The organism is Pseudomonas sp. ZL2 (genome assembly GCF_054788455.1).
The window spans coordinates 80210-105060 of sequence record NZ_JBGOGX010000004.1; the positions used below are offsets into that span (position 1 = coordinate 80210).

The window sequence follows — 24851 nt, forward strand, 5'->3', positions numbered from 1 at the left end:
TCGCGGGGCAAGCCCGCTCCTACAGAGGATGGTGCAAAGGCAGGAACCGTAAAAACAATAAGAATCGGAGGGCACCACCCTTGAAGAGCCTGTTGTATCCGGCCATCGCGCTGATGAACCGCCTGAGCTTCGGGATGAAGTTCAGCCTGATCAGTATTCTGTTTTTCCTGCCCATGCTGGTGACCAACTACTACCTGGTCCGCGATTCCTATGCGCAGTTCCATGCCACCCGCACCGAGCTGCAGAGCCTGGAACTGCTGGGCGGCAGCCTGGCCTTGCGCGGCGATGTGGAAACCCTCGGCAACCTGGTGCAGATCAACGCCGTGCTCGGCCAGTCGGGCAAGGCCGAGGACGTCGAGGCGCAGATCGCCAGCGTCGAGCAACAGGTGCAGAGCCGCTTGTCCGGCTTGATTGCAATGACCGGTGACGAGGCCCAGGCCAAGGCCTTCGACGACAAGCGCAGCGAGATGCTCGATACCCTCAAGGCCGCTCAGAGCGAGACTTCGCTGTTGAGCAAGGTGGCGCTGTTCGACAAGCTGCTGGGCCAGGCCCAGGTACTGAGCAAGGTGATTGCCAGCCAGGCCGGGCTTAGCCAGGACAGCGACTCGGCGATCCGCCAGCTCAGCGAGCTGATGACCACGGTGACACCGCAAGTGACCCAGACCCTCGGCGAAGGGCGGGCCATCGGCTCGTATTCGCTAGGCCAGGGTTTTGTCAATTCGGCTTCCAGCGCCCGCTTTGATGACCTGTTATTGAAGCTGGAAAAGCTCGGCGCTGACTATGCCATCCGCCTGGATGAGGCGCTGGCCACCGAGCCTGGCGCGCAAGCCAGGCTCGGCAGCCTGGCCAGCAGCAGTCAGGCGTCGCTCAAGCAGGCCAGCGAACTGATCGAAGAACAGGTGGTGGTGGCCGACACCCTCGATGCGCCGTGGCCGGGGTTCTACAAGCAGATTAGCGGCTTGATGGAACAGACCTACACGCTCAATACCGCCATTGGCGAGTTTCTCGGCCAGCAGCTCGAGCAGCGCCTGGCCGAGCACCGTTTGCACATGATTTTGCTGGTGTCGGCGCTGGCCGCCGTATTCCTGCTGATCGTCTACCTGTATAGCGGCTTCTATGCCTCGACCCGCAACACGCTGAAGAGCCTTGGCGCGGTAATGGACAAGGTCGCGGCCGGCGACATGACGGTCAATTTCCAGGCCAGCAGCCACGATGAACTGGGCGAGTTGGGTCAGGTGTTCAACGGCACCGTGCGGCGCATCCATGACCTGATTGAACAGGTCGGTCACACCGTCGCCGAGGTCGAGCGTCAGGCCGAGCAGGTGCATGCGGTATCGGCGCGCAGCAACCAGGCGGTCAGCGGCCAGCGCGGGCAGATCGAGCAGGTGGCCACGGCCATGAACCAGATGTCGGCCACCGCCCAGGAAGTGGCGCGCAGCGCTGCGGCGGCGGTCAGCAGCGCCCATAGCGTCAACCAGGAAACCGTCAGCGGGCGCGGCCTGGTCGAGACCCAGCAGGGCAACATCGCCCGCCTGGCCGGTGAGATCGACCAGTCGGTGGCGGTGATCAACCAGCTGGCCAGTGACAGCCAGGCCATCAGCCGGGTGCTGGAGGTGATCAAGAGCATCGCCGAACAGACCAACCTGCTGGCCCTCAACGCCGCCATCGAGGCGGCCCGGGCGGGCGAGCAGGGCCGCGGTTTTGCCGTGGTCGCCGATGAAGTGCGCACCCTGGCCAAGCGTACCCAGCAGTCTACCGAAGAGATCGAGCAGATGATCTCGCGCCTGCAGGGCGGTGTAGGGGCCGCCGTCAAGGCCATGGACAGCAGCCATCAGATGGCCTCGGGCACGGTTGGCGAATCGCAGCAGGTGCAGCAGGCGCTGGAGAACATCCTTGGCGCCATTGGCAGTATCGTCGACCAGAACCAGCAGATCGCCGCGGCGGTGGAGCAGCAGACGGCGGTGGCCCACGATATCGACCAGAACATTGTCGAGATCAACCGGGCGGCGGAAAACACCACCCAGGGCGCGCACCAGACCGAAGACGCCAGCCGCAAGCTGTCGACCCAGGTGCTGGAGCTCAAGCGCCTGATCGGTGCGTTCCGGGTCTGAGATCAGCGGTTGCTGAAGTTTTCCGCGCTGTGACAAAGTAGCGCCCTGAAGGATTCCAGGGGGCCGGATGTGTCGGCAACGCTGCGGGTGTAGTCTCACCCTCACAGCAAACGGAACCTCGAGTCCACGCGATTCGGCTCCCTCAGCAAATTCACTGACGAGGTACAGACATTGGCCATCATCCATCCCAAAGTCCGCGGTTTTATCTGCACCACTACGCACCCGACCGGTTGCGAGCTGAACGTACGTGATCAGATCGAAGCCACCCGCAAGCAGGGCGTGCGCGAGGATGGTCCGAAAAAGGTGCTGGTGATCGGTGCTTCCAGCGGTTACGGCCTGGCAGCGCGCATCACTGCTGCCTTCGGTTTCAAGGCCGATACCCTGGGCGTGTTCTTCGAAAAGCCGGGCACTGAAACCAAGGCCGGCACCGCGGGCTGGTACAACTCTGCCGCTTTCGACAAGTTCGCCAAGGCCGAAGGCCTGTACAGCAAGTCGATCAACGGTGACGCATTCTCCGATGAAGCGCGGGCCAAGGTCATCGAGCTGATCAAGAGCGAAATGGGCGGCCAGGTCGACCTGGTGGTCTACTCGTTGGCTTCGCCAGTGCGCAAGTTGCCACAGACCGGCGAACTGGTGCGCTCGGCGCTCAAGCCAATCGGCCAGCCGTACAAGTCGACCGCCATCGACACCAACAAGGACACCATCATCGAGGCGTCCATCGAGCCTGCCAGCGAGCAGGAAATTGCCGACACCGTCACCGTCATGGGTGGCCAGGACTGGCAACTGTGGATCGACGCCCTGGACGCCGCCGGCGTTCTGGCGCCACAAGCGCGCACCGTGGCCTTCAGCTACATTGGTACCGAAATCACCTGGCCGATCTACTGGCACGGCGCCCTGGGCAAGGCCAAGATGGACCTGGACCAAACCGCCAAGCGCCTGGAGAAGAAGGTCGGTGGTGGTGCCAATGTCGCGGTACTGAAGTCCGTCGTTACTCAGGCCAGCTCGGCCATCCCGGTGATGCCGCTGTACCTGTCGATGGTCTTCAAGATCATGAAGGAAAAGAACGTTCACGAAGGTACCCAGGACCAGCTCGATCGTCTGTTCCGTGACCGCCTGTACCGTGCCGATGGCGCGCCAGCGGCGCTGGACGAAGAAGGCCGCCTGCGCCTGGACGACTGGGAACTGCGTGACGATGTACAGGATGCCTGCAAGGCCCTGTGGCCGCAGGTGACCACCGAGAACCTGTTCGAAATTACCGACTACGCCGGTTACAAGAAGCAGTTCCTCAACCTGTTCGGTTTCGAGCGTCAGGATGTTGACTATGACGCCGATGTGGCTACCGACGTACGGTTTGACTGCATCGAGCTGTAATCAGCCCTCGCTAAGCGTTTGTTGCCGCACCTGTTTTCCCCGGGTGCGGCAACAGTTTCATCCTCGAAACACAATTTGAAACAAGTCTGCCACTGGCCTTTTGATATTCCCGCCGCCGCGCTGATCTATACCACTCTTTACATGCCCTTTTTCAACCGCCAAGGTTTGGTCAGGAGGTGCTATGAGTGGACTGCAAAAACTAAAAGAGCGGATCAGGCAGAAGGGTTTGCAGAAAACTCTGAAAACCCTGTGTGAGCGTTACATCTTCTTCCATTGGGAGTTACTGTGGATGGAACGCGACCTGATCAGCCCGGTTGCGCCTCACAACCTGCGCGACCATCCTGCGGTACGCCTGGTGGAAATCACCCCGGAGAACGCCGACGCCTTCGCCCGCCACTTCGGCGACCGCGTACAGACCATGCGCGAGCTGGCCGCCGAAGGCCACACCGGGCACATGTACCTGGATGAGCAGGGCGATGCCGTGGCGTTCATCTTCGGCAGCATGCGCGACTATCACGACCGTCATTATTACGGCTGCACCTTTCCGGTGAAGCCCGGTGAGTTCTTTGAATTCGGCGGCGAGATGATCCGCGCCTACTTCGGTACCCGCCTGTCGGTGGATGCCCAGATCAGCTTGTGGGAGGCCATGCGCGCCAAAGGCTGCGACAAGGTAGTGGATGTCTGCGAAACCCATAATATTCCGGCGCTCAAACTGCACCTGCGCATGGGCTATCACGAGCAGGGTCGAGTTATGCACGTGTACGGATTGTTCGGACGCTGGCGCCTGTTTCGCGAAACCCGCTACGATGGGTCGCGACTGAGCGGCTTGCGCAAGGTCCCTGCACCGCAGGTAGCGGCTTCGGCATAACAGAGGTCGATGAGCAGTCTCGAAGCATTCCCGGTTTTGCCCGTTGCCAGCAACATCGGCCAGGCCTTTCGCGAAACAACCGCCGACGGATACTCCCTCGGCGGTTTCTGTTGGCGCCACCAGGTGCCGGACGCTACGCGCCCGCTGGTGATCATCAACGCCGCCACTTCGGTGCGCTGCAGCTACTACGCCCGCTTTGCCCAGTACCTGTTCGCCCATGGCTTCGAGGTCATCACCTATGACTATCGCGGCATCGGTGAGTCGCGCCCGGCGTCCATGCGCCACTTCAAGGCCTCCTGGACCGACTGGGGCGCGCTGGATTTCGAAGCCATGCTGCAACGTGCCCAACGCCTGTTTCCCGGCCAGCCGATCGACGTGGTCGGTCACAGTTTTGGAGGTTGTGCGGCGGGGCTGGCGCCGTCGGCTGATCAGCTGCGCAGGCTGGTGACGGTGGGCGCGCAGTTTGCCTACTGGCGCGATTATGCCGCCGACAGCCGCTGGCAACTGTTCGGCAAATGGCACGTACTGATGCCGTTGCTGACGCGGGTGTTCGGTTATTTTCCCGGCAAGCGCCTGGGCTGGCTGGAGGATACCCCGGCCGGGGTGGTGCAGGACTGGAGCACGCCGTCTGCAGCCTATGAGCAACGTCCGAGTGCACGGGCGCTGGTTGATTTACCCTTCGCTCGGGTCAGGGCCAGGACCCTGGCCATCAGCCTGAGCGACGATCCGTTCGGCACGGTTGCCGCCATCGAGCGATTACTGGGGTACTTCGAGGCCAGTGAGCGCAGCCATCTGCGCATCGCCCCTGGCGATATCGACGAGAGCCGGATCGGCCATTTCGCCTTTTTCCACAGTCGCTTCCAGCCCAGGCTCTGGCCAATTGCCCTGTACTGGCTGCAGCAGGGGCAACTGGCCGAAGGTACACCGGGGCGTTTGATCAGCCCAGGCGCTTGAGCGGCTGCTCGGCGAATTTGACTCCGGCCAGGCCATGCTCGATCAGCGCGCGGATGTTGCCGTGGTCGCTGCCTTGCGGGGTGGCCAGCACCGAGCGGTAGTGTTCGCCGAACGCCAGCAAAGCTTCTTCATTGCTCAGGCCTTCGAGCAAGGCCAGGCCCAGGGTCTTGCACGAACCTTCGTTCTGCCCGGCAGCGTTGTCTACGCCGCCGTTGTTGAAGGCTTGTGGCTGGTAGGCGTAGTGCTCGGCGATGAAGGCCAGGGTATCGGCGAAGATGTGCTCGCCGGACTTCAGGCTGGCGCGCAGGGTATTGAGATCAGTCATTGGGCTTTCCTTTGGCGAACGCCGCTTGTTGTTCGGCGCTGGCTTCTTGCTGGTAAAGGGATTTCCATTCGGCGTAGGGCATGCCGTAGACCACTTCGCGGGCCTCATCCATGCTCAGCTCGATCTGCTTTTCATCGGCGGCGGCCTTGTACCATTTGGACAGGCAGTTGCGGCAGAAGCCGGCAAGGTTCATCAGATCGATGTTCTGCACGTCCTTGCGGCTGTCCAGGTGGGCAACCAGGCGGCGGAAGGCGGCGGCTTCAAGTTCGAGTTTCTGTTGATCGTTCATGGACGTTCTCGTGACAGCGGTAGCTCAGTCTACCGCGATGCGGTTTTTCAGGTGGCGGCCACCGTTGATGACCAGGTTGCTGCCGGTGCTGTATTGGCTGTCGAGCAGAAAGCGCACGGCATCAATCAGCGGCTGGGCGCCGGGTTCGAATTCCAGCAGGGCCTTTTTCAGGGTTTGCTGGCGGTAGGCCTCGTCGCTGTTCTCTTTGAGGATCAGCAAGCCCGGCAGGATCGCGTTGACGCGAATGTTCGGCGCGTACTTGGCGGCGAACGACAGCACCATGTTCTGCAGGGCGGCCTTGGTCGCGGCATAGCCGATATGGCTGCCGCTGCCGCGCGAGGAGGTCTCGTCGCAGATATGGATAATGTCGGCCTTGTCCACCTTGGCCAGTTGCTCGCCCAGGGCCAGGTTCAGGTGGTAGGGCGCCTCGACGTGCAGCTTGAACATGGTATTGAGGTTGGCCAGGTCATCGTCGAGCCACAACGAGGCGTTGTGCACGATGGCGCGCAGGCCGTCGTAGTTGCCTTGCAGGTGTTCGATCAGGGCCAGGCGCTCGTCTTCCTGGCACAGGTCGGCCTGGAACTGGATGATGTTCGGGTGCGCGGCCTCGGGGCTTTTGCTGCGGCTGGCGCTGACCACGGTATGGCCGGCCTGCGCCAGGTTCAGGGCCAGCGCCAGCCCGACTCGCTGGCTGGCTCCGGTGACAAGAATTGGGCTGTTCATGGTGGGGGCGGTCAACTTTTACTGGTTCGCTTGGATAACCCCCAGCATACCCGAACTAGGCGGGATTGCGCGCGCCCTGCGGCCCCGGGCGGGTTGGGCTGGCGTTCAGCCAGTTGGCCAGCAGGCGGGTCGACAGCGGAATGAAGAAATACACCATCAGCGGCGTCAGGCCCAGGGTGCTGAGGAGGATGCGCGGCACCAGGTCCAGCGCGCCCAGCCAGTGGCCGAACAGCAGATTGAACAGCAGCGACACCGGAAAGAACGCCAGCCAGATCGCCACCGCCTGCTTCCAGCGCGGCGGGCGCTGCACCGGGTTACTGCCGAACCAGCCTTCCAGGCCGCTGACCCGCTGTTCCGACGGCTCGGCGAACAGGCCATTGCCACGGTCCAGCCAGGCCTTGCGTGAGGCCGAGTGCTCCCAGGCGTGCATGGTCTGTTCGTTGGTGAAGCGGAAGATGATCTGGAACTCATCGCCTTGCGGGGGCGGGGCGAGCACGCCTGAGCCCAGGTAGCCGGGAAAGTCGGTGGCCAGCTGTTCGCCTTCGTGCAGCCAGGCCATCAGGTCCTGGTAGCGACCATCGGCGACGCGGCGGGTAACCATCAGGGTTACGGGTGGGGTAGACATGGTATATCTCCTGGCAACTGGGCGTGGCGGGTAGGCCTACCGCTTGAACGCCGCCCGGGGTGGTGGGCGGCATTCGCTTCTTTGCAAGAATCGATGCAAGAATCGGGCGCGGATTATTCCTTAAATAAGCTGACCCGTCAGTGCTGGCGGTCGCCAACCTGAGAGAAATGCCAATGGTAGTGCTCGCGGCAGGCGGAGTAGAATGCCCGTTGGCCCACAAACTCGCGGTTTCCCGGCAATGATCGAACCTGACCAGCCTTCATTGAGTACGCCTGAGCTCGACCACGAAGAACTGTTCCCGATCCGCGAAGTCTCCCGCATGACCGGCATCAACCCGGTTACCCTGCGGGCCTGGGAGCGCCGTTATGGGCTGATTCAGCCCACGCGCACCGAAAGTGGGCACCGTTTGTACTCGCAAGCGGATATCGACGAGGTGCGCAGCATCCTCGGCTGGATCGAGCGCGGTGTCGCAGTCAGCAAAGTGGGACGCATCCTCGCCAAAAGCCAGAACCTCAAGGTCGAAAACCAGCCGCAGCGCAGCGACGAATCACAGGCCGACTTCATTCAGTGGCAAGCGCAGTTGCGCCAATCGGTCAGGGCATTTGATGAGCGTCGCCTGGAGCAGGTCTATGGCCAGGTATTCAGCAGTTATCCACAGCTGGTGGCATTCCAGGACATCCTTATGCCGGTCTGGCAGGAGCTGCGCAGCACCCACGAAGCCTTCGGCCAGGCCAGTGAATGGCTGTTCCTCGACAGTTTCCTGCGTGGACGGGTGTTGCAGCGTTTGCAACTGGCGCGCGAGCAGCAAGCAGTGCGCGTGGTGCTGGCAGCGATCCCCGGCCAGTGCCGCGAGCTGGAGTTGCTGGTGGCGGCGCTGTTGCTCGGCACCAGTGAAATCGCCATCAGCGTGCTCGGCCTTGGCCAGCCCCTGGAAGAGTTGAGCCTGGTCTGCGAGCGCATGACGCCCCATGCCTTGGTGCTGTTTTCCAACCATCCACCGGCCAGTGACTTGCCCAAGCGCCTGGCGCGCCTGGCGCTGGCCCTGGAATGCCCGTTATTGCTGGCGGGGGAGGCAGCGGACCTGGCTCAGGATAGCCTGATGGGTTCGCAAGTCGCGTGCCTGGGCAGTGAAGGTCGGTTGATGCGTCGGCGACTGCAGCAATACCTGGCCGGTCACCTGGATTCTTGAGGGTGCAGCTCGGGGTGAGTGCGGCGGTGGGCCTGGAGGATGTATTCGCGTAAGCGCTCGATTTCTGCCGGCAGGCTCTGGCCCAGGTTGTAGGCGGCCAGATGTTCGCCGGTACGCCGTTGCAGAGTGCCGTGCAGGGCAATGGGGGCATCGCCGTCGGGGCTGAACCAGAGATCGAAGTGCCTGGGCGGTTCGGGTTGCTCGCGCACTTCCAGCAGCACACCCTTGAACGAAATTTCCCTGACCCACAAACCGGTGCTCAAGCCCAGTTCGTCCTCCAGGGCAACCGGTTGCTCAAGCGTCAGGCGCCAGGGTCGGACCACGGCGCCTTCTTCATAGATGTTCGGTGCACCCAGTTGCAGGTGCAGGGCATGGAACTCGTCTTCGACCAGTTGCAGCGGGAAGGTCATCTGCTGGTTGTTGAACTGTGCCTGCAGGGTCACTTGCTCGTCGGCGATCAGCCGGGTCAGCAGGTTCTTGATTTCGCTGCCGCCATTGACCAGCAGGCGCGACGCCGGTTCAGCCGGGATGGGCTGAGGCGCGTGCTGCATGGAGCGGATGAAGTCCAGTTCATCCTGGGTCAGAAGGGCATCTGCTTGCATGGTCGAACTCGAAGTTACAATCGTGAATGCGTTTCTTCAGCGTCATGGACAACCAAACGGCGCGTTTGTTAAGACCGTTGGTCGGCTTCCAGCGCAGCGATGCGCGCTTGGGCCTCGGCCAGTTGGCGCTCAAGTGCGATCACCCGCAGTTCGGCTTCGACCTGGCGGCTGACATCCTTCTGGATGCCGATGAAGTATTTGCGTCTGTCGGCTTCGTTGAGTACTGGGGTAATCGACAGTTCGTTCCAGAACGCGCTGCCGTCCTTGCGGTAGTTGCGCAGGATTTCCCGGCTTGGCAGGCCATCCTTGATCGCCTGGCGAATCAGTGCGCGGGCGTCCTGGTCGCGATCATCGTTCTGCAGGAAACGGCAGTCGCGGTAGAGGATGTCGTTGGCGTCGTAGCCGGTCAGGCGCTCGAAGGCCGGATTCACGTAGATCAGGATAGTGTCGTCATCGCCTTCCTGTTCAGCCACCACGATCCCGTCGTTGGAGGCGTCAATCATGCGCTGCAGCAGTGTGGCATTGATCATCTTGTTAGGTCCGCAAGGGCTGTAGATCGGGCATGCTGGCTGATTCTAGTAGATTGACCGTCGCTGTACAGCGGCAGATTAAGGCCTTTTGCCAGTGCCGGATGCTAGTATCCTACGTTTTTACTCAGTTTCGGAAACCTCTATGAAAGTCGCCATCCTTTCCGGTTCGGTATACGGCACCGCCGAAGAAGTCGCCCGGCATGCCGAGAAGTTGCTCAAACAAGCAGGTTTCGAGGCCTGGCACGCTAACCGGGCGACCTTGCAGGACATTCAGGGTTTTGCCCCCCAGGCATTTCTGGCCGTAACCTCGACCACCGGCATGGGTGAGCTGCCGGACAACATCATGCCGCTGTTCAGTGCAATCCGTGACGTGCTGCCCGCCGAGTGGCGCGGACTCAAAGGCGCGGTGATCGGCCTGGGCGACTCCTGCTACGGCGACACCTTCTGCGGCGGCGGTGAGCAACTGCGTGAACTGTTCGCCGAGATGGGCCTGGTGGAAGTGCTGCCGATGCTGCGCCTGGATGCCAGCGAAACCGTTACTCCGGAAACCGACGCAGAGCCCTGGATTGCCGAGCTGGTGGAAAAGCTGCGCGGCTGATCACTGCGGCTGTGGCTGCTCGCGCAGCAGCTGCAGCCAGGCCTGGGCGGCACGCGATAGGTAGGCGCCCTGGCGCCAGATAAAGGCAATGTCCCAGCGCAGGTCCGTCGGTTGGCTCAATGCCAGACGCACCACCCCGGGCCGCTCCAGGCCTCGGGCAACCACACTCGGTAACAGCACCACGCCTTGGCCTGCCGCCACCAGTGCGGCGAGAAAGTCGGCCTGGCCGCTGCGCCCACCTTCCCTGGGCGTGAAGCCCGACTGCTGGCAAGCACTGAGCAAACGGTCATTGAGCACGAAACTGCGCTGATAGAGCAGGAACGGTGTATCGGCCAGTTGTGCCAGGCTGACCCGGCCGGCGGCCGCCAACGGGTGATCGGTGGGCAACAGGGCGTCGAGGGGCTCGTTGCAGAACGGCTGGTAGGCGAAGACCGGGTCGCTGGGCGTCAGGCTGCCGCCCAGTTCCAGTTCGCCGCTGAGCACTGCTTGCTCGACACTGCGGCTACCGCCTTCGAACAGTTGAATGCTGATATTCGGATAGCGCCGCCGGTATTCGGCGAACAACCGGGCGAACAGCGCGTCACTGCCCAGTAACGGCAAGCCCAGGCGCAATTCGCCGCGGGCCAGCTGGCTGAGATCATCCAGTTCGCTGAGCAGCTCCTGGCGCAGGCGTAGCATGGCTTCACCGCGCTCAAGGACGATTTTGCCAGCGGCGGTCAGGTGCAGTTGCGAACCCTGGCGCTCCAACAGCGGCACACCCAGGTCCTGTTCCAGTTGGGCGACCTGCTTGCTCACTGCGGACTGGCTGATGTGCAAGGTCAGCGCGGCCTGGGTAAAGCCGCCGCGGTGCACCACTTCGAGAAAGCTGCGTAGCTGTTTGAATTCCATTGCCTGAATTCCAATTTGGAATAGTTGGCAGTCTAACAATTCGCTTTTGGCGTGGGGAGCGGGCTTTTAAAATGAAGGCCTGAGAGGATCCCTGCGATGAAACCCCCTGCGTTTAACCGATTTGTCCGCCTGCTCGCCGAGCTTGCGGTGTTGCTTGCTCTTTACAAGGTTGGTGGCGTATTGGCCGCCTGGTTGGCCTGGCCGATTCCGGGCGGGGTGATCGGCCTGGCGCTGCTGTTGCTGCTGTTCGCCGTTGGCGTGCTCAAGCCGGCCATGTTGCAACTGGGGGCCGGGGTGCTGATGGCCGAGATGCTGCTGTTCTTCATTCCGGCGCTGATGAGCCTGCTCGATTACGGCAGCCTGCTGCGCGATGAAGGCTGGCGGATCTTGCTGGTGATTGGTGTCAGTACCTTGCTGGTGATGGTGGTGACGGCGGTGACGGTGGAGTGGATCTGCCGCTGGAGGTTGCGTCATGACGCTTGAGCCGATGCCGCTGTTCTGGCTGGCCCTGACCCTGCTGGCTTATCTGGGCAGTCGCTGGTTGTACCGGCGCACCGCGCGCTACCTGCTGTCACCGTTGATTCTGGTACCGGCTGTGCTGCTGGCGATTGCCGTGCCCCTGCATACCGCCTATGCCGAATATGCGCGCAACACCCACTGGCTGATGTCGGTGCTGGGCCCGGTCACCGTGGCCTTTGCCGTGCCGATCTGGCAACAGCGCGCCTTGCTCGCCCGCCACTGGCCGGCCCTGACCCTGGGCATGCTGGTCGGCAGTGCGGCATCGATCGGCAGTTCCTGGGGCCTGGCGCACCTGTTGGCGCTGGACAGCTCGGTCAGCCTGTCGCTGGTGCCGCGCTCGATCACCACGCCCTTTGCCATGCCGCTGGCCAAGGACCTGGGCGGCGTGCCGGAGTTGACCGCGGTGTTCGTGATGTTTACCGGGGTGCTGGGGGCAATGTTCGGTGGCGTGCTGCTCAAGTACCTGCCGCTGCGCACGCCATTGGCCCGTGGCGCGCTGTTTGGCGTCGGCGCGCATGGGGCGGGCGTCAGCCGCGCTCATGAGGTGGGGGGCGAGGAGGGGTCGGTGGCCGGCCTGGTCATGGTCCTGACCGGCCTGCTCAACCTCTTCGCCGCGCCCTTGCTGACTTTGCTGTTGTGATTCACCTCGCTATTTTGCTTGCTGACTCCCAAGGTCAATAAGCTGGCTGCGAACGCAACTCTCGGGCGGGCCTGCCTGACTAGACTGTCGATCAGTAGAGCACACGAATGTGCCGAGGTGATTGCAATGATCGCAGCCGATGCCTTGCCCAACACGACTACCTACAACCTACCGGGACCACTGTGATGCCTTTGGCCGAAATTCCATTGTGCGTCTGGCGGACCCGGGGCCTGAATTTCTCGTTCCGTGGCCAGACCATCCGCTACTGGACCGCAGGGCAGGGCGAACCGCTACTGCTCATTCATGGCTTTCCCACTGCCAGCTGGGACTGGCATTACCTGTGGACACCCCTGGCCCAGCGTTTTCGGGTGATTGCCTGTGACATGCTCGGCTTTGGCGACTCGGCCAAACCGCTGCACCATGATTACAGCCTGCTGGAGCAGGCCGACCTGCAGCAGGCATTGCTCGCGCATCTTCAGGTCGAGCAGCCGGTGCATCTGCTCGGGCATGATTATGGCGGCAGCGTCGCCCAGGAGTTGCTCGCCCGCCACCACGAGGGCCGCGCGCAGATCGCCAGTTGCGTGTTCCTCAATGGTGGTCTGTTCCCCGAGCGTCATCGGCCGCTGCTGATCCAGAAGCTGTTGCTCAGCCGCCTGGGCTGGCTGGTCGGGCGCTCGTTCGGGCGCGATGATCTGGTGCGTAACGTCACCCAGATCTACGGGCCCTGCACCCATCCCAGCGAAAGTGCGCTGGACGACTACTGGAGCCTGATTGCCTCCAACCGCGGCACGCGCATCCTGCACAAGCTGATCACTTACCTGCCCGAGCGGGTCGCCCACCGCGAGCGCTGGGTCGGTGCATTGCAGGCCGACGGGGTGCCGCTGCGGCTGATCAACGGCGCGGTCGACCCGATTTCCGGTATCCATATGCTCGAACGCTATCAGGAGCTGGTGCCCGATGCCAACACCGTGATGCTCCAGGGCATTGGCCACTATCCGCATACTGAAGCACCGGTACAGGTGCTGCGCCATTACCTGGCGTTTCGTGAGCAACCCCTGGTGAATGTGCCGCAGAGAGTCGCCTGGTCCTGAGCGACCCGGTGTGCGCAATCATCGCCCGGCCTTATCGCCTGCCATTCAGCGCCTGCCCGCTTGATTGTGTGCCAGCCAGTGCTGGCTGACACTCGGGCATCCCTCTCTTTTGTTCTGCTGGAGAAACGAGCATGACGATTCGCTTGGACGATAAAGTGGTGATTGTCACCGGCGCTGGCGGCGGCCTGGGCCGCGCCCATGCCCTGCTGTTTGCCCGGCATGGTGCCCGGGTGGTGGTCAACGATCTGGGTGGTTCGACCCATGGCGAAGGCGCCAGCGCCTCGGCCGCCGACCGGGTAGTGGCGCAGATCCGCGAAGAGGGTGGTACGGCAGTGGCCAACCATGACTCGGTCACCGACGGTCAGCGCATTGTCGAACAGGCCCTGGACAGCTTCGGCCGGGTCGATGTAGTGATCAACAACGCCGGCATCCTGCGCGACAAGACCTTCCACAAGATGGAGGACAGTGACTGGGAGCAGGTCTATCAGGTTCACCTTGAAGGTGCCTACAAAGTCACCCGCGCCGCCTGGCCACACCTGCGCGAGCAGAACTGGGGGCGGGTGATTTTCACCGCATCGACCTCGGGCATCTATGGCAACTTCGGCCAGGCCAACTATGGCGCGGCCAAGCTTGGCCTGTATGGCCTGACCCGCACCCTGGCCATTGAAGGACGCAAGAATGGCATCCTGGTCAACGCCATTGCCCCTACCGGCGGCACGCGCATGACCGAAGGACTGATTCCACCGCAGGTCTTCGAACAGCTCAAGCCGGAACTGGTCAGCCCGCTGGTGGTGTACCTGGGCAGTGACGACTGTCAGGACAGTGGCGGCCTGTATGAAGTGGGCGGCGGCTGGGTCGGCAAGGTGCGTTGGGAACGCAGCTTGGGTGTCGGCTTTGACCCGCGCGAGGGCTTTTCACCCGACGATATTGCGGCCAACTGGCAGCAGATCGGCAACTTCGACAACGCTGTGCACCCGCAAGACAGCCTGCAAGCCTTGCAGCAGATGATGGCCAATCTGCAGAAGTATCCACAGGGCTGAACCTGCCCCAAGGTTGTGGTCGCCAGTTGAAGTTGCCTATGCTGGGCGGGCCCCCTTGCTGCAGGAGCACAGAGGATGTACGAATCCAGAACGGACCCGGTCATTTCTTCCCGTCAGTTCAGTTATCGCATGATGCGTCACGGCCTGGCAGCCTGCCTGATGTTGATCGGCTCGATCCTCTTCGGTGTGCTCGGCCATCTGTACTTCGAGCCAGACGTGCCCTGGCACGATGCGGTGTTCAACGCCACTTTGCTGCTGGGCGGAGTCGGGCCGGTGATCCTGCCCGAGAGTATCGGCGGCAAGCTGTTCTTTGCCGGCTACGGCTTGTACGTCGGGCTGGTATTTGTTGCCACCATCGGTCTGATCCTGGCGCCTGTTGCCCATCGATTGTTACACCGATTTCACTTTGACGACGCCGATGACGATTGAATTGCGGGCATAAAAAAGGCCGCTGCAGTGCAGCGGCCAAGTAAGACGCAGATCAAGGAGCTTCAAAATCAACGTCGGTGAACCTGGGCCAAGCTTCATCAGGCGGAGTGTGCACGCCGATTGATGGAATCGGGCTGACTGCTTCGATCTGCGTCAGCACCGTCTTGGTGCAACCAGAATAGGTGCCTGGCGGTAGCGGAAAAATAGGTGTTTCTGACATTCACTGTTACAGCACTGGTAACAGTGAAGCCACAAGACAGTAACCCGTTATTTCATTGATGACTGTGAGCATGTGTAAACAAGTCTGCTTGGGGTTTGTCCATTCCGAGGTATCAATAGGCTGTTGCTGGTTTTAGCCGTAGGACACTTCTCTCGGGTTGCTGAACAAGCCACTTTGGAGCTTTTCGTCAGTATCAATAGGGAACGGTTACGCTGAAATTCTGCTGTCGGTGAACCAGTCAATTTGTCGCGATATGACTATCACCGAATAAAGAGATCAGCACATGGATTTGTCCCGTTTTTTCGATGCACCAGGATTTAGCTTCGACGACAACAGCCTGGAGACAATTCTGCTGGAACTCAGCAGTACCACCTTTCAGATCAAGAACCAGCTCGAGTCGCTGCCCTCCCTGACGGATGCAGCTTTCGATGAGTTCTGGAAGCAGGCGCGCAAGCCTGGTACCAACCCGCTGAGCCTGTTCATACAGGTGACGAAACTGTTTTTTCTCGACCTGCGTTTCGTGGCTTTGCGCCAACCAGGACAGCAGTCGGCACTCGCCGCCCTGGAAGAGCAGATCTTTGATCCAGACGAGCATGTCCGTCTCTTGGCGCTGAGCATTGGGGGCGAAGCGCTGACGTTGCCTTTGGTGTTTGTCATCGGCGAGTCGTTCGAAGCGTCATCTTCGAGCAAACTCTGGCTTTACAGCCTGCAGGAGGGCTTGCAGGAGCAGGGCAGTACACGGCGATTCATCGACCGCATGACGCTGCGCCTGAGCAAGCCGGCTGCCGAAGATCCCCTGGTCCAACCGTTGCCGCATGGAATTAGGCAGCGTCTTGCGCAAGGCCAAGCGCCGCGATTGACCTTGGTGCCGTTGAGCGATATTCCGTTTCGACGCCAGGTCGACGATGTCCGCCAAGCCTTGCGCGAGGTGCCAGTACAAAACCTGTTGCAACAACGCCTGGCAACCAGGCTCAGGCAGCACCGTCACGCCCAGCTGCCTGAATGGTTACGCTTTCTCGAAGGTGAAGAGCGTACGGCCTACGAGTTACGCGAACGAGCTGTTGCTGTGTGCCAGCAACGGGTCGATGAACATCTGCAAGGCATGGCCAGTGCGCAGGATTATGCCGCTGAGCAGATAGCCGATTACCTGACGCAAGCCATGGGGCTTGACGTTGATGTCCGGCGACTGCGGGTGGGGGTCAGGCATGTGTTGGATATCGTGGGTGAAGTGCTGTGCGGTGAGCGCGAGATGACGCTGGTGCAATGGGTAATTTCCGGTGGTTACCACGGCCGCGAACTGCAAGCGCAGATCATTGACAGCGAGCTGGCCGTACAACTGACACCGGGCTTTATCCAGGCCATGATCGATCAACTGGATATCCGTTTGAGTTACCGGGAAGCGCTGCAAGCCGTGTACTTTGACGGCCCTGGCCCGCAACTGATGAGTGAAGTGGTCAATGCGCGGCTGGCTCTGAGTGCCCTGGCAGCGCGTTACCAGGGGCTCGACGGGAGGGCCTTCGACGCCCTCGAAGCGGCTCGTAACCACCAAGGGGCCCTGAGCGAGCTTGGCATCGAAGTCGGTGGCGTGATCCTCGATCCCTTCCAGTTGGCGTTCAGGGATGTGTTTTACCTGAGCTATGGCCAGAGTGATGATCAGCGCTTCCTGCTTTACGCCCCAGGCGCGCCGGGAGGTGATCTTCGGGTGTTGCGCAATGCACGGCAGCTCAGCCTGGAAATCGCCCGGTGGGCGCTGACGGATCAGGGGCAAGCCTACTTGCTTGGCCAACTGTCGGTCGACGCGCGGCCGCAGTTCACTCAGCTACTCAAGCAGGCGCAGAGACTGCCTGGTTATTGGTCGCGACAAACCGTTACGCTGGAGCGCTGGCCTGACGCCGGTTGGCAGGAGTTGCTGTCGGAAATTGCCTTTATGAAGGTCAATGGGGTGCTGGAGCAGCTGCAGTTCGCCACGCCCCAGTGGTACATCGATGCGCCGCTGTTCCAGCGTCAGCAACTGAGCAACATCGATGCGTCACTTACCCTGGTACAGAACGCCTACCAGCAGATTAACAACATCGAGCCCTTTGCCGATTACGCCCATCGCCTGGTCAAAGAAAGGATCAACACATTTGCCGGCGCGCCTGGGCCTGAGGTCGATCCTGATACCGTGCTGGTCGAGCTCGAGCCTGGTAACGTCGCAAGCCTTACCCGCACGGTCATCAGTGGATACGACAGCAGTTTCAATTTCGCCGACTTCGCAATAATCACTTCAACCGTTGGCCAGGACCTGTCACGCCTGGATCGTCGTTTTCTCGACGGCTACATTCGTTCGGCCAGGCTGGGGGAGCGCTACATCCAGACGATTCGCAGTCGCTTGCTCGATGCGACTGACCCGCACTACAGGCGCCGTCGCCTGCTGCACCGCGAGCTATTGCGCTTGCAGATGCGCCGCGCCTGGCTGAGCGAAACCATGGCGGGGCGACTGACGGCTGTGCGCAGCCGGTGGCTGGAGAATGCTGTCGATGAATTACTCGATCTTGAGCCTGCGGTTGTTGGTGGTGATCGGACTTCCCACAAGAACGGGGTGTTCCAATTCGCGCTGAGTGGCCGACGGGTCGAGGGTGTGTATCTGTTCAGGAATGTGGTGCAAGGCGTGGTAGAGGATCTTGTCTACACGCCGGAGGCCCCTGATGGCCTGTTCTTTCGAGCGCCGCAGGCACTGGCCCGGCAATGGGACGATCCTGCCCTGCAGGACTATTTTTACCTGCGGGTCAGTATTCGCGATCAGCCTATTGTCGGCGCCCTGATCGAGCGCTTCCAGCGGGCAGGGGATGGCGAGGCGATTATCCTGGCGGCGATCAGTGACTATAAGCGCATTACCGACCTGGCCCGTGAGTTCGACGTAATGGTCGAGCGCATCGTTGCCGATGTGGACGAAGACACCACCAGTGTGGCGCAAAGGATCTCCGGTTTGTTGTTCGAGGTTGCGATCGGGGTAGCGGCAATACTCTCGGTTCCGTTTCCACCGGCAAGCCTAGCCCTCAGCGTGGTCATGACCCTGCGCGCGTTTGGACAGGGCGTCATCGCTTACCTGGATGGAGATCGGGCGGCAGCCACGAAGTTCTTTCTGACAGCGGGGGTTGGCCTTGTTTCCTTGTCAGGTATCAGCGGGCGGCTGGCGAAACTCGTGTCGGGCCTTTCAAAAGGACCGAGTTCACCCACCGTTCGGTTGTTGAAACAACTGTTCAGCGACTTGCGCCCGGTGGGGGCGAAATCGATTTACAGTGTGAATCGGGCGCTGGAGGAAGAACTCAAACAGTTCCTGGAAATCCTCGAACACAAGAGCATGCACATGGCTATCCCGGTCTAGCCTTCGTGCCCCATGCGCCAGCTGATCATCTTCGCCGTAGCCAGCAACTGCCCGGCTGCGGGCCCCTGCTCATCGGCATGGAAGATCGAGGTCGGGCCGACCACGGTCAGCACGGCGGCGATCTTGCCCACGGCGTTGAACACGGGAGCCGAAAGGGCATCGACCCCCGGCATCAGCAGACCATGGACATGATGCAGGCCGCGTTGGCGGATGGTTGCGAACAAGGCCTCGTAGTCGTCGGCGCTGTGACCTGACGCGGCCAGTTCCTGCTCGCGCAACTCGATAGTTTCGCGCTCGGGCAGGTAGGCGCCGAATACCAGCCCGGTCGAAGAGGTGAGTAAAGGCAACACCGAGCCGATCTGAGTGACCACGGTGACTGCCCGAACCGCCGGCTCGATATTGACCACGGTGGCGCCCTGGTTGCCCCACACGGCGATGAAGCAGCTTTCGTTGAGCTCATCGCGCAGTAGCGACAGTGGCAGCGCCGCCTCTTTCAATACGTCCATCCCGCCCAACGCCGCCAGCCCGACGCGCAGGGCTTCGCGGCCCAGGCCGTAGTGGTTGGTGGCCGGGTTCTGTTCGGCAAAACCGCTGGCAATCAAGGCCTGCAGGTAACGGTGGACCTTGCTCGCCGGCATGTCGACATGCTCGGCCAGGCGCGACAGTGAGGTAGACGGCGACAATTGGGCCAGGGCTTTAAGGATGTCGGTACCGACCTCGGCCGAGCGGACCTTCTGTTTGCCGGAGCTGTCGGCGGGGGAGCTGGCTTTGGCCATGATGGAGTCGATCCGGGGAGTTCAATGGGCGTCTTTATAGCTTGACGGTCTTCACCAATCAAATTACGTTATGCGTAATGTAATTACGATAAAAATAACGCAGAAGCGCTGCCACCCCCTTCAAGGCCCGCAGCCAACTGCCATTGACCGGCCTGCACTGGGCCCGGAGGCTCGATGAACCTCGATAACACCCCTGTCCTCGGCTACCAGAGCGGTTTCGGTAACGAATTCGCCAGCGAAGCCTTGCCTGGCGCCCTGCCGGTCGGGCAGAACTCGCCGCAAAAAGCCCCGTACGGCCTGTATGCCGAACTGTTTTCCGGCACCGCCTTCACCATGGCCCGCAGCGAGTTGCGCCGCACCTGGTTGTACCGCATTCGCCCTTCGGCCCTGCACCCACGCTTCGAGCGCCTGGAGCGCCAGCTGGCCGGTGGCCCGCTGGGCCCGGTGACGCCCAATCGCCTGCGCTGGAGCCCACAGCCGATCCCAAGCGAAGCGACCGACTTCATTGACGGCTGGGTGGCCATGGCGGCCAACTCGGCGGGTGAAAAACCGGCGGGTATCAGCATCTATACCTATTGCGCCAATCGCTCCATGGAGCGGGTGTTCTTCAACGCCGATGGCGAACTGCTGCTGGTGCCCGAGCAGGGTCGCCTGCGCATCGTCACCGAATTGGGCGTGCTGGAAGTCGAGCCGCTGGAAATCGCCGTGCTGCCCCGTGGCCTGAAGTTTCGTGTCGAACTGCTCGATGCCCAGGCCCGCGGCTATCTGGCCGAGAACCACGGTGCGCCGCTGCGCATCCCGGACCTGGGGCCGATCGGCAGCAACGGCCTGGCCAACCCGCGCGACTTCCTCGCGCCGGTGGCCCATTACGAAGAAATCGATGGCCCGGTGCAGTTGGTGCAGAAATTCCTCGGTGAACTGTGGGGCTGCCAGCTCAACCATTCGCCACTGGACGTGGTCGCCTGGCACGGCAACAACGTGCCGTACAAATATGACCTGCGCCGCTTCAACACCATCGGCACGGTCAGCTTCGACCACCCGGACCCATCGATTTTCACCGTGCTGACCTCGCCGACCAGCGTGCCGGGCATGGCCAACCTCGACTTCGTGATTTTCCCGCCGCGCTGGATGGTGGCCGAGAACACCTTCCGTCCGCCGTGGTTCCACCGCAACCTGATGAACGAGTTCATGGGCCTGATCAAGGGCGAGTACGACGCCAAGGCCGAAGGCTTCCTGCCCGGCGGCGCCTCGCTGCACAGCTGCATGAGCGCCCATGGCCCGGATGCCGAGACCTGCAGCAAGGCCATTGCCGTCGAGCTGGCACCGAACAAGATCGACAACACCATGGCCTTCATGTTCGAGACCAGCCAGGTGCTGCGCCCGAGCCGTCATGCGCTCGAATGCCCGCAATTGCAGGCCGACTACGATAGTTGCTGGGCCTCGTTGCCGAGCACCTTTACCCCGAATCGGAGATAACCCATGAATCAGTCCGCCCTTGCCCGCAGTTGGGTAGAACACGCCAACAGCCACGGCGACTTCCCGCTGCAGAACCTGCCCCTGGGTATCTTCAGCCGCAAGGACCAGGCGCCGCGCTGTGGCGTGGCCATCGGTGATGCCATTCTCGACCTTGAAGCCGTGCTGGCTGCCGGCCTGTTCGACGGCCAGGCCCGCGCTGCGGTCGAAGCCACTCGTGGTGGTGCGCTGAACGCTTTCTTCGCCCTCGGCCGTACCGCCCGTGTAGCCCTGCGCGAACGCCTGCTGGAGCTGCTCGGCGAGCACAGCGAACACCAGGCCGCACTCAAGCCGCTGCTGTATCCGGCCAGCGAGTGCCAGCTGCACCTGCCAGCACGCATTGGCGACTACACCGACTTCTATGTCGGCATCGAACACGCCAAGAATGTCGGTAAGCTGTTCCGCCCCGACAACCCGCTGCTGCCCAACTATAAATACGTGCCGATCGGCTACCACGGCCGTGCCTCGACCATTCGTCCGTCCGGTACCGATGTGCGCCGGCCAAAAGGCCAGACCCTGCCCGCCGGCCAGAACGAACCGAGCTTCGGCCCGTGCGCGCGCCTGGATTACGAACTGGAGCTGGGCATCTGGATCGGCCAGGGCAACGACATGGGCGATTCGATTCCGGTGGCCGAAGCGGCTGAGCACATTGCCGGCTTCTGCCTGCTCAACGACTGGTCGGCGCGCGATATCCAGGCCTGGGAGTACCAGCCGCTTGGCCCGTTCCTGTCCAAGAGCTTCATTTCGACCATCTCCCCATGGGTGGTTACCGCCGAAGCCCTGGAACCGTTTCGCTGTGCCCAGCCGGCGCGTCCGGAAGGCGACCCGCAGCCGCTGTCGTACCTGCTCGACAAGCGCGACCAGGCCAACGGCGCCTTCGATATTGAGCTGGAAGTGCTGCTGCTGACCGAGCGCATGCGCGAGCAGAACCTGCCCGCGCATCGCCTGACCCTGAGCAACACCCTGAGCATGTACTGGACCGTGGCGCAGATGGTTGCCCACCACAGCGTCAACGGTTGCCAGCTGCAGTCGGGCGACCTGTTCGGCTCCGGCACCTTGTCTGGTGCCCAGCCTGGCCAGTTCGGCAGCCTGCTGGAAATCACCCAGGGTGGCAAGGAGCCGGTCGAACTGGCGTCTGGCGAGGTGCGCAAGTTCCTCGAAGACGGCGACGAGATCATCCTGCGTGCGCGTTGCAAGCGCGATGGCGTGGCCTCGATCGGCTTCGGCGAATGCCGCGGCAAGATCCTTCCGGCACGCTGAGAGGGCAGGGCCATGGAACTCTTTACCTACTACCGCTCGACCTCCTCCTACCGGGTGCGGATTGCCCTGGCGCTCAAGCAACTGGAGGTCCGGCAGTTGCCGGTCAACCTGCTCAAGGGCGAACAGCGCGAAGAACACTTCATGGCCCTCAACCCGCAAGGGCGGGTGCCGGCGCTGAAGATCGACTCGGGTGAAGTGCTGGTGCAGTCGCCGGCGATCATCGAATACCTGGAAGAGGTTTATCCACAGCCAGCGCTGCTGCCACAGGACCCGGTTCGCCGGGCCCAGGCCCGTGGCGTCGCGGCACTGATCGGTTGCGATATCCATCCGCTGCACAACGTCAGCGTGCTCAATCAGCTGCGTGGGCTGGGCCATGACGACGTCCAGGTCAACCAGTGGATCGCCCACTGGATCAGCCAGGGCCTGGCCGCTGTCGAGCAGTTGATCGGTGATGAAGGCTTCTGCTTTGGCGACGAGCCGGGGCTGGCCGATGTCTACCTGATCCCGCAACTGTATGCAGCCGAGCGTTTCAATATCGACTTGAGTGGCTTCCCGCGCATTCGCCGGGTCGCTGCCCTGGCCGAGGCGCATTCGGCGTTTGCCCAGGCTCACCCGTCGAGGCAGCCCGACACCCCATAAACCACGCTGCCCGCACCTGATACCCATAACAATAAAAGGTACCTTGCGATGCACAATCAGATTGCCAGCTTTCGCACGGCGCTGGATGCCCGGCCCGTGTCGCGTTATCAGTGGTTATTGCTGTTGTTACTCGTGTTGTTGCTGGTTACCGATGGTTATGATGCTCAGGTGCTGGGCTATGTGATTCCTTCCCTGGCCCAGGACTGGGGCCTGGAAAAGGCCGCGTTCGGGCCGGTGTTCAGCGCCAACCTGCTGGGCCTGACCCTGGGATCGCTGGCGGTGACACCGCTGGCGGATCGCTTCGGCGTGCGCCGGGTGCTGTTGTGCTGTGTGCTCTTGTACTCCAGCCTGACCGTGCTGATGGTCTTTGCCAACTCCCTCAACAGCCTGATGCTGGCGCGTTTTGTCTGCGGTATCGGCATGGGTGGAGCGATGCCCAGTGCCATGGCGCTGATGTCCGAGTATGCACCGCCGCGTTTGCGCACCCTGATGGTCACTCTGGCCGCTTGCGGCTTCTCATTGGGGGGCGCTGCCGGTGGTTTCGTCGCTGCCGGGTTCATCGACAGTTTCGGCTGGCAGGCGGTGTTCCTTGCTGGCGGTATTGCGCCGCTGCTGCTGTTTCCGTTCCTGGCCCTGTACCTGCCCGAATCCTTGCCACGCCTGCTGCGTGACGCGCCGCCCTATGCGCGCCTGCTCAAGCTCACGACGAAGATGCTCCCGGGCTGGCAGCCGCCTGCGGCCAGTGTGCAGGCCATGGAAGAAAACCAGAACAAGTTCACCGTGGTGGCGCTGTTTCGTGACGGCTATGCCAGGCCGACCCTGCTGATCTGGTCGACGTTCTTCGTCAGCCTGATCCTCTTGTACTTCATGATCAGCTGGCTGCCCTCGCTGTTGCTGGAAAGCGGCCTGGCCCTGAATCAGGCCAATCTGGTGACCTCGATGTTCCTGTTTGCCGGCACCCTCGGCGCGGTATTCATGGCCTGGTTCGCCGACCGTCTCAAGCGCAAGGTGCGCCTGCTCAGCGCCGTGCTGCTGGCGGCGGCGGTGTTTACCGTACTGGTCGGCCTGAACCACGATAACCCGCGCTGGCTGGTGGTCTGTGTGTTTGCCGCTGGCTTCTGCATCATCGGCGGGCAACTGACCCTCAATGCTTTTACCAGTAACTTCTACCCGGCCCAGGTGCGGGCGACCGGCACGGGATGGGCATTGGGAGTGGGGCGCTTTGGTTCGATACTGGGGCCGCTGTTCGGCAGCCTGCTGCTGGCCATGCATTTACCGGTCGAGCAGATATTCTTCTTCTGCGCGATTCCTGCGGTGCTGGCGGCATTGTTGATCATTCAGGTGCGCAGCCCGGCCGAGGCTGTCAGTGCACCGATGACGACGCAGGAGGCAGGTGGCTCAGGCGTTCAGTCAGGCGCAAGCGCTGGATTGGATCGTCACTGAGCAGCAGGGCGTGCTCCAGGTCGAAGCGTTCGGCCTGTGGGCACTCCAGGTGCTGATACAGCGTTGCCCGTGCCATGTAGTCGGCGGCGGTGCCCGGGCCAAGCTGCAACACCCGTTCGGCGTCCTTCAGGGCCTCCAGGTGATCGTCGTGGCTGGCGTGCAGCTGGCGCAGGTTGCGCGACAGGCGCTGGAGCATCTGCAGCGGGCTGGCGGTCAGCAGGTGGTCGGCACTCAGGGCCAGTTGCGGGCCGAACTGGCGGCCCAGCAGTTCGCGGCAGTCGGCCGGATACAGGCGGCGCCCGCCGCAGGGGTCGAGCAGGTGATCGGCACCCGGTACGCGCAACAGGAAATGCCCGGGGAAGTTCACGCCTTCAAGGGGGATCGACAAGCCGCGAGCCAGTTCCAGGGTCAGCAGGGCCAGGGCCAGAGGCTGGCCGCGACGACGCTGTATGACCTTGTCGAGCAGCGCCGCCTGGGGGCGCAGGGGGTGGTACTCGTCCTGCTGGAAGCCCAGGGTGTTGAGGTGGCGCAGCAACGGCTGGGCCAGTTCGCTGAGCGGCAGCATCGGCAGGCCGGCGCTGACCTCCTGCTGCAAGGCCTGAACCTCGGCCAATACCTGTGCCGGCACCACGCTGTCGTCGTGCTCGGCGGCGATCCATAGTGCCGCTTCCAGCAAGGCGACCGGGTCACGTTCAAGGCAAGCCAGGCAGGCGCTACGTGGGTTCATGACAATCTCCGCTCAAGCTTCTGTTGTAGCGCTGGTGCGGGTTTTAGTCCAGTGGTCCGAGTGTTGTCATCAGTCGGTAAAGCGCGACCTATACTGGGATCAGCACCTCATCGAG

25 protein-coding genes and 1 pseudogene are annotated in these 24851 nt (G+C 62.1%); 17 read left to right on the forward strand and 9 right to left on the reverse strand.

Annotation, left to right across the window (positions count from 1 at the left end):
- Nucleotides 1-1049: 1049 nt before the first annotated feature.
- From ABM562_RS06270 to ABM562_RS06290, 5 genes and pseudogenes are all read left to right on the forward strand, one after another.
- Nucleotides 1050-1256, forward strand: a pseudogene (locus ABM562_RS06270) (HAMP domain-containing protein); the annotation flags it as partial.
- 150 nt (nucleotides 1257-1406) lie between these two features.
- Nucleotides 1407-2111, forward strand: a complete 705-nt coding sequence (locus tag ABM562_RS06275) for a methyl-accepting chemotaxis protein (protein WP_460421323.1) — start codon at nucleotides 1407-1409, stop codon at nucleotides 2109-2111.
- Nucleotides 2112-2282: 171 nt separating this feature from the next.
- Nucleotides 2283-3482, forward strand: coding sequence for an enoyl-ACP reductase FabV (fabV, locus tag ABM562_RS06280; RefSeq protein WP_115088699.1), 1200 nt, complete (start codon nucleotides 2283-2285; stop codon nucleotides 3480-3482).
- A 181-nt stretch (nucleotides 3483-3663) separates the two neighbouring features.
- Nucleotides 3664-4350, forward strand: a complete 687-nt coding sequence (locus ABM562_RS06285) for a GNAT family N-acetyltransferase (protein WP_134064274.1) — start codon at nucleotides 3664-3666, stop codon at nucleotides 4348-4350.
- Between the two features lie 9 nt (nucleotides 4351-4359).
- A complete protein-coding gene (locus tag ABM562_RS06290; RefSeq protein ID WP_460421190.1) occupies nucleotides 4360-5304 on the forward strand; it encodes an alpha/beta hydrolase family protein in 945 nt (314 codons plus the stop codon).
- Here the strand turns inward: ABM562_RS06290 and ABM562_RS06295 are convergent.
- Genes ABM562_RS06295 through ABM562_RS06310 form a run of 4 tightly spaced genes read right to left on the reverse strand, consistent with a single transcriptional unit; the run spans nucleotide 5288 to nucleotide 7266 of the window.
- Nucleotides 5288-5629, reverse strand: coding sequence for a HopJ type III effector protein (locus ABM562_RS06295; RefSeq protein ID WP_115088696.1), 342 nt, complete (start codon nucleotides 5627-5629; stop codon nucleotides 5288-5290). The genes ABM562_RS06290 and ABM562_RS06295 overlap by 17 nt on opposite strands.
- Nucleotides 5622-5918 carry a DUF1244 domain-containing protein gene (locus tag ABM562_RS06300; protein ID WP_045196092.1) on the reverse strand — a complete coding sequence of 99 codons (297 nt, stop codon included), beginning with the start codon at nucleotides 5916-5918 and terminating at the stop codon, nucleotides 5622-5624. The genes ABM562_RS06295 and ABM562_RS06300 overlap by 8 nt, the downstream gene beginning before the upstream one ends.
- Nucleotides 5919-5942: 24 nt before the next feature.
- Complete coding sequence (gene folM, locus ABM562_RS06305) at nucleotides 5943-6641, reverse strand: dihydromonapterin reductase (RefSeq protein ID WP_115088695.1); 699 nt, start codon at nucleotides 6639-6641, stop codon at nucleotides 5943-5945.
- Between the two features lie 55 nt (nucleotides 6642-6696).
- Nucleotides 6697-7266, reverse strand: a complete 570-nt coding sequence (locus ABM562_RS06310; RefSeq protein WP_134064268.1) for an antibiotic biosynthesis monooxygenase — start codon at nucleotides 7264-7266, stop codon at nucleotides 6697-6699.
- Between the two features lie 238 nt (nucleotides 7267-7504).
- Here ABM562_RS06310 and ABM562_RS06315 point away from each other — a divergent pair, with 238 nt between their 5' ends.
- Nucleotides 7505-8455, forward strand: a complete 951-nt coding sequence (locus tag ABM562_RS06315; RefSeq protein WP_233674483.1) for a MerR family transcriptional regulator — start codon at nucleotides 7505-7507, stop codon at nucleotides 8453-8455.
- Here the strand turns inward: ABM562_RS06315 and ABM562_RS06320 are convergent.
- Together ABM562_RS06320 and ABM562_RS06325 are read right to left on the reverse strand one after the other, a co-directional pair.
- Entirely contained in the window at nucleotides 8440-9057 is a 618-nt protein-coding gene (locus tag ABM562_RS06320; RefSeq protein ID WP_115088693.1) for a hypothetical protein, read from the reverse strand. The two genes, ABM562_RS06315 and ABM562_RS06320, sit on opposite strands and share 16 nt — an antisense overlap.
- Nucleotides 9058-9125: 68 nt before the next feature.
- Complete coding sequence (locus tag ABM562_RS06325) at nucleotides 9126-9587, reverse strand: PAS domain-containing protein (protein WP_115088692.1); 462 nt, start codon at nucleotides 9585-9587, stop codon at nucleotides 9126-9128.
- A gap of 142 nt (nucleotides 9588-9729) precedes the next feature.
- On the opposite strand from ABM562_RS06325, the gene ABM562_RS06330 reads away from it, so the two are divergent.
- Complete coding sequence (locus tag ABM562_RS06330) at nucleotides 9730-10185, forward strand: flavodoxin (RefSeq protein ID WP_115088691.1); 456 nt, start codon at nucleotides 9730-9732, stop codon at nucleotides 10183-10185.
- Here the strand turns inward: ABM562_RS06330 and ABM562_RS06335 are convergent, their stop codons facing one another.
- Nucleotides 10186-11073 carry a LysR family transcriptional regulator gene (locus ABM562_RS06335; protein WP_115088690.1) on the reverse strand — a complete coding sequence of 296 codons (888 nt, stop codon included), beginning with the start codon at nucleotides 11071-11073 and terminating at the stop codon, nucleotides 10186-10188.
- Nucleotides 11074-11169: 96 nt separating this feature from the next.
- Here ABM562_RS06335 and ABM562_RS06340 point away from each other — a divergent pair, with 96 nt between their 5' ends.
- The 6 genes from ABM562_RS06340 to ABM562_RS06365 all read left to right on the forward strand — a co-directional run bounded on the left by ABM562_RS06340 (nucleotide 11170) and on the right by ABM562_RS06365 (nucleotide 18379).
- On the forward strand, nucleotides 11170-11556 hold the full coding sequence (locus tag ABM562_RS06340; protein ID WP_115088689.1) for a CidA/LrgA family protein: 387 nt from the start codon (nucleotides 11170-11172) through the stop codon (nucleotides 11554-11556).
- Nucleotides 11546-12232: an LrgB family protein gene (locus tag ABM562_RS06345; protein WP_134064260.1), complete on the forward strand. Its 687-nt coding sequence runs from the start codon at nucleotides 11546-11548 to the stop codon at nucleotides 12230-12232. The genes ABM562_RS06340 and ABM562_RS06345 overlap by 11 nt, the downstream gene beginning before the upstream one ends.
- Nucleotides 12233-12417: 185 nt before the next feature.
- A complete protein-coding gene (locus tag ABM562_RS06350) occupies nucleotides 12418-13323 on the forward strand; it encodes an alpha/beta fold hydrolase (RefSeq protein WP_115088687.1) in 906 nt (301 codons plus the stop codon).
- Nucleotides 13324-13454: 131 nt separating this feature from the next.
- Complete coding sequence (locus ABM562_RS06355; protein WP_115088686.1) at nucleotides 13455-14363, forward strand: SDR family oxidoreductase; 909 nt, start codon at nucleotides 13455-13457, stop codon at nucleotides 14361-14363.
- Nucleotides 14364-14438: 75 nt separating this feature from the next.
- The gene (locus tag ABM562_RS06360; RefSeq protein ID WP_115088685.1) at nucleotides 14439-14792 is read left to right on the forward strand and encodes a hypothetical protein; all 354 of its coding nucleotides are present in this window, start codon (nucleotides 14439-14441) and stop codon (nucleotides 14790-14792) included.
- A gap of 503 nt (nucleotides 14793-15295) precedes the next feature.
- Nucleotides 15296-18379, forward strand: coding sequence for a dermonecrotic toxin domain-containing protein (locus ABM562_RS06365; RefSeq protein WP_460421196.1), 3084 nt, complete (start codon nucleotides 15296-15298; stop codon nucleotides 18377-18379).
- Here ABM562_RS06365 and ABM562_RS06370 read toward each other — a convergent pair.
- Nucleotides 18376-19155 carry an IclR family transcriptional regulator gene (locus ABM562_RS06370; protein ID WP_115088683.1) on the reverse strand — a complete coding sequence of 260 codons (780 nt, stop codon included), beginning with the start codon at nucleotides 19153-19155 and terminating at the stop codon, nucleotides 18376-18378. The genes ABM562_RS06365 and ABM562_RS06370 overlap by 4 nt on opposite strands.
- 174 nt (nucleotides 19156-19329) lie before the next feature.
- On the opposite strand from ABM562_RS06370, the gene hmgA reads away from it, so the two are divergent.
- The 4 genes from hmgA to ABM562_RS06390 are packed head-to-tail and all read left to right on the forward strand — an operon-like array spanning nucleotide 19330 to nucleotide 24009.
- Nucleotides 19330-20631 carry a homogentisate 1,2-dioxygenase gene (gene hmgA, locus ABM562_RS06375; RefSeq protein ID WP_115088682.1) on the forward strand — a complete coding sequence of 434 codons (1302 nt, stop codon included), beginning with the start codon at nucleotides 19330-19332 and terminating at the stop codon, nucleotides 20629-20631.
- 3 nt (nucleotides 20632-20634) lie between these two features.
- Nucleotides 20635-21927 carry a fumarylacetoacetase gene (gene fahA, locus ABM562_RS06380; protein WP_115088681.1) on the forward strand — a complete coding sequence of 431 codons (1293 nt, stop codon included), beginning with the start codon at nucleotides 20635-20637 and terminating at the stop codon, nucleotides 21925-21927.
- Nucleotides 21928-21939: 12 nt separating this feature from the next.
- Nucleotides 21940-22566 (forward strand): maleylacetoacetate isomerase, encoded by a 627-nt coding sequence (gene maiA, locus ABM562_RS06385; protein WP_115088680.1) that lies wholly within the window; start codon nucleotides 21940-21942, stop codon nucleotides 22564-22566.
- Between the two features lie 48 nt (nucleotides 22567-22614).
- The gene (locus ABM562_RS06390; RefSeq protein ID WP_134064250.1) at nucleotides 22615-24009 is read left to right on the forward strand and encodes an MFS transporter; all 1395 of its coding nucleotides are present in this window, start codon (nucleotides 22615-22617) and stop codon (nucleotides 24007-24009) included.
- Here ABM562_RS06390 and ABM562_RS06395 read toward each other — a convergent pair.
- Entirely contained in the window at nucleotides 23930-24736 is an 807-nt protein-coding gene (locus tag ABM562_RS06395) for a SirB1 family protein (protein WP_115088678.1), read from the reverse strand. The genes ABM562_RS06390 and ABM562_RS06395 overlap by 80 nt on opposite strands.
- Between the last annotated feature and the right edge of the window lie 115 nt (nucleotides 24737-24851).

Bases quoted from the DNA above. Each gene is read 5' to 3' on its own strand.
- ABM562_RS06315 (WP_233674483.1), top strand. From the start codon at position 7,505: ATGATCGAACCTGACCAGCCTTCATTGAGTACGCCTGAGCTCGACCAC.
- ABM562_RS06390 (WP_134064250.1), top strand. From the start codon at position 22,615: ATGCACAATCAGATTGCCAGCTTTCGCACGGCGCTGGATGCCCGGCCC.
- ABM562_RS06320 (WP_115088693.1), bottom strand. From the start codon at position 9,057: ATGCAAGCAGATGCCCTTCTGACCCAGGATGAACTGGACTTCATCCGC.
- ABM562_RS06275 (WP_460421323.1), top strand. From the start codon at position 1,407: ATGTCGGCCACCGCCCAGGAAGTGGCGCGCAGCGCTGCGGCGGCGGTC.
- ABM562_RS06350 (WP_115088687.1), top strand. From the start codon at position 12,418: ATGCCTTTGGCCGAAATTCCATTGTGCGTCTGGCGGACCCGGGGCCTG.
- ABM562_RS06285 (WP_134064274.1), top strand. From the start codon at position 3,664: ATGAGTGGACTGCAAAAACTAAAAGAGCGGATCAGGCAGAAGGGTTTG.
- ABM562_RS06290 (WP_460421190.1), top strand. From the start codon at position 4,360: ATGAGCAGTCTCGAAGCATTCCCGGTTTTGCCCGTTGCCAGCAACATC.
- maiA (WP_115088680.1), top strand. From the start codon at position 21,940: ATGGAACTCTTTACCTACTACCGCTCGACCTCCTCCTACCGGGTGCGG.
- ABM562_RS06310 (WP_134064268.1), bottom strand. From the start codon at position 7,266: ATGTCTACCCCACCCGTAACCCTGATGGTTACCCGCCGCGTCGCCGAT.
- ABM562_RS06395 (WP_115088678.1), bottom strand. From the start codon at position 24,736: ATGAACCCACGTAGCGCCTGCCTGGCTTGCCTTGAACGTGACCCGGTC.
- ABM562_RS06300 (WP_045196092.1), bottom strand. From the start codon at position 5,918: ATGAACGATCAACAGAAACTCGAACTTGAAGCCGCCGCCTTCCGCCGC.
- ABM562_RS06340 (WP_115088689.1), top strand. From the start codon at position 11,170: ATGAAACCCCCTGCGTTTAACCGATTTGTCCGCCTGCTCGCCGAGCTT.
- fahA (WP_115088681.1), top strand. From the start codon at position 20,635: ATGAATCAGTCCGCCCTTGCCCGCAGTTGGGTAGAACACGCCAACAGC.
- ABM562_RS06325 (WP_115088692.1), bottom strand. From the start codon at position 9,587: ATGATCAATGCCACACTGCTGCAGCGCATGATTGACGCCTCCAACGAC.
- ABM562_RS06335 (WP_115088690.1), bottom strand. From the start codon at position 11,073: ATGGAATTCAAACAGCTACGCAGCTTTCTCGAAGTGGTGCACCGCGGC.
- ABM562_RS06365 (WP_460421196.1), top strand. From the start codon at position 15,296: ATGGATTTGTCCCGTTTTTTCGATGCACCAGGATTTAGCTTCGACGAC.
- ABM562_RS06360 (WP_115088685.1), top strand. From the start codon at position 14,439: ATGTACGAATCCAGAACGGACCCGGTCATTTCTTCCCGTCAGTTCAGT.
- hmgA (WP_115088682.1), top strand. From the start codon at position 19,330: ATGAACCTCGATAACACCCCTGTCCTCGGCTACCAGAGCGGTTTCGGT.
- ABM562_RS06345 (WP_134064260.1), top strand. From the start codon at position 11,546: ATGACGCTTGAGCCGATGCCGCTGTTCTGGCTGGCCCTGACCCTGCTG.
- ABM562_RS06330 (WP_115088691.1), top strand. From the start codon at position 9,730: ATGAAAGTCGCCATCCTTTCCGGTTCGGTATACGGCACCGCCGAAGAA.
- folM (WP_115088695.1), bottom strand. From the start codon at position 6,641: ATGAACAGCCCAATTCTTGTCACCGGAGCCAGCCAGCGAGTCGGGCTG.
- ABM562_RS06295 (WP_115088696.1), bottom strand. From the start codon at position 5,629: ATGACTGATCTCAATACCCTGCGCGCCAGCCTGAAGTCCGGCGAGCAC.
- ABM562_RS06355 (WP_115088686.1), top strand. From the start codon at position 13,455: ATGACGATTCGCTTGGACGATAAAGTGGTGATTGTCACCGGCGCTGGC.
- ABM562_RS06370 (WP_115088683.1), bottom strand. From the start codon at position 19,155: ATGGCCAAAGCCAGCTCCCCCGCCGACAGCTCCGGCAAACAGAAGGTC.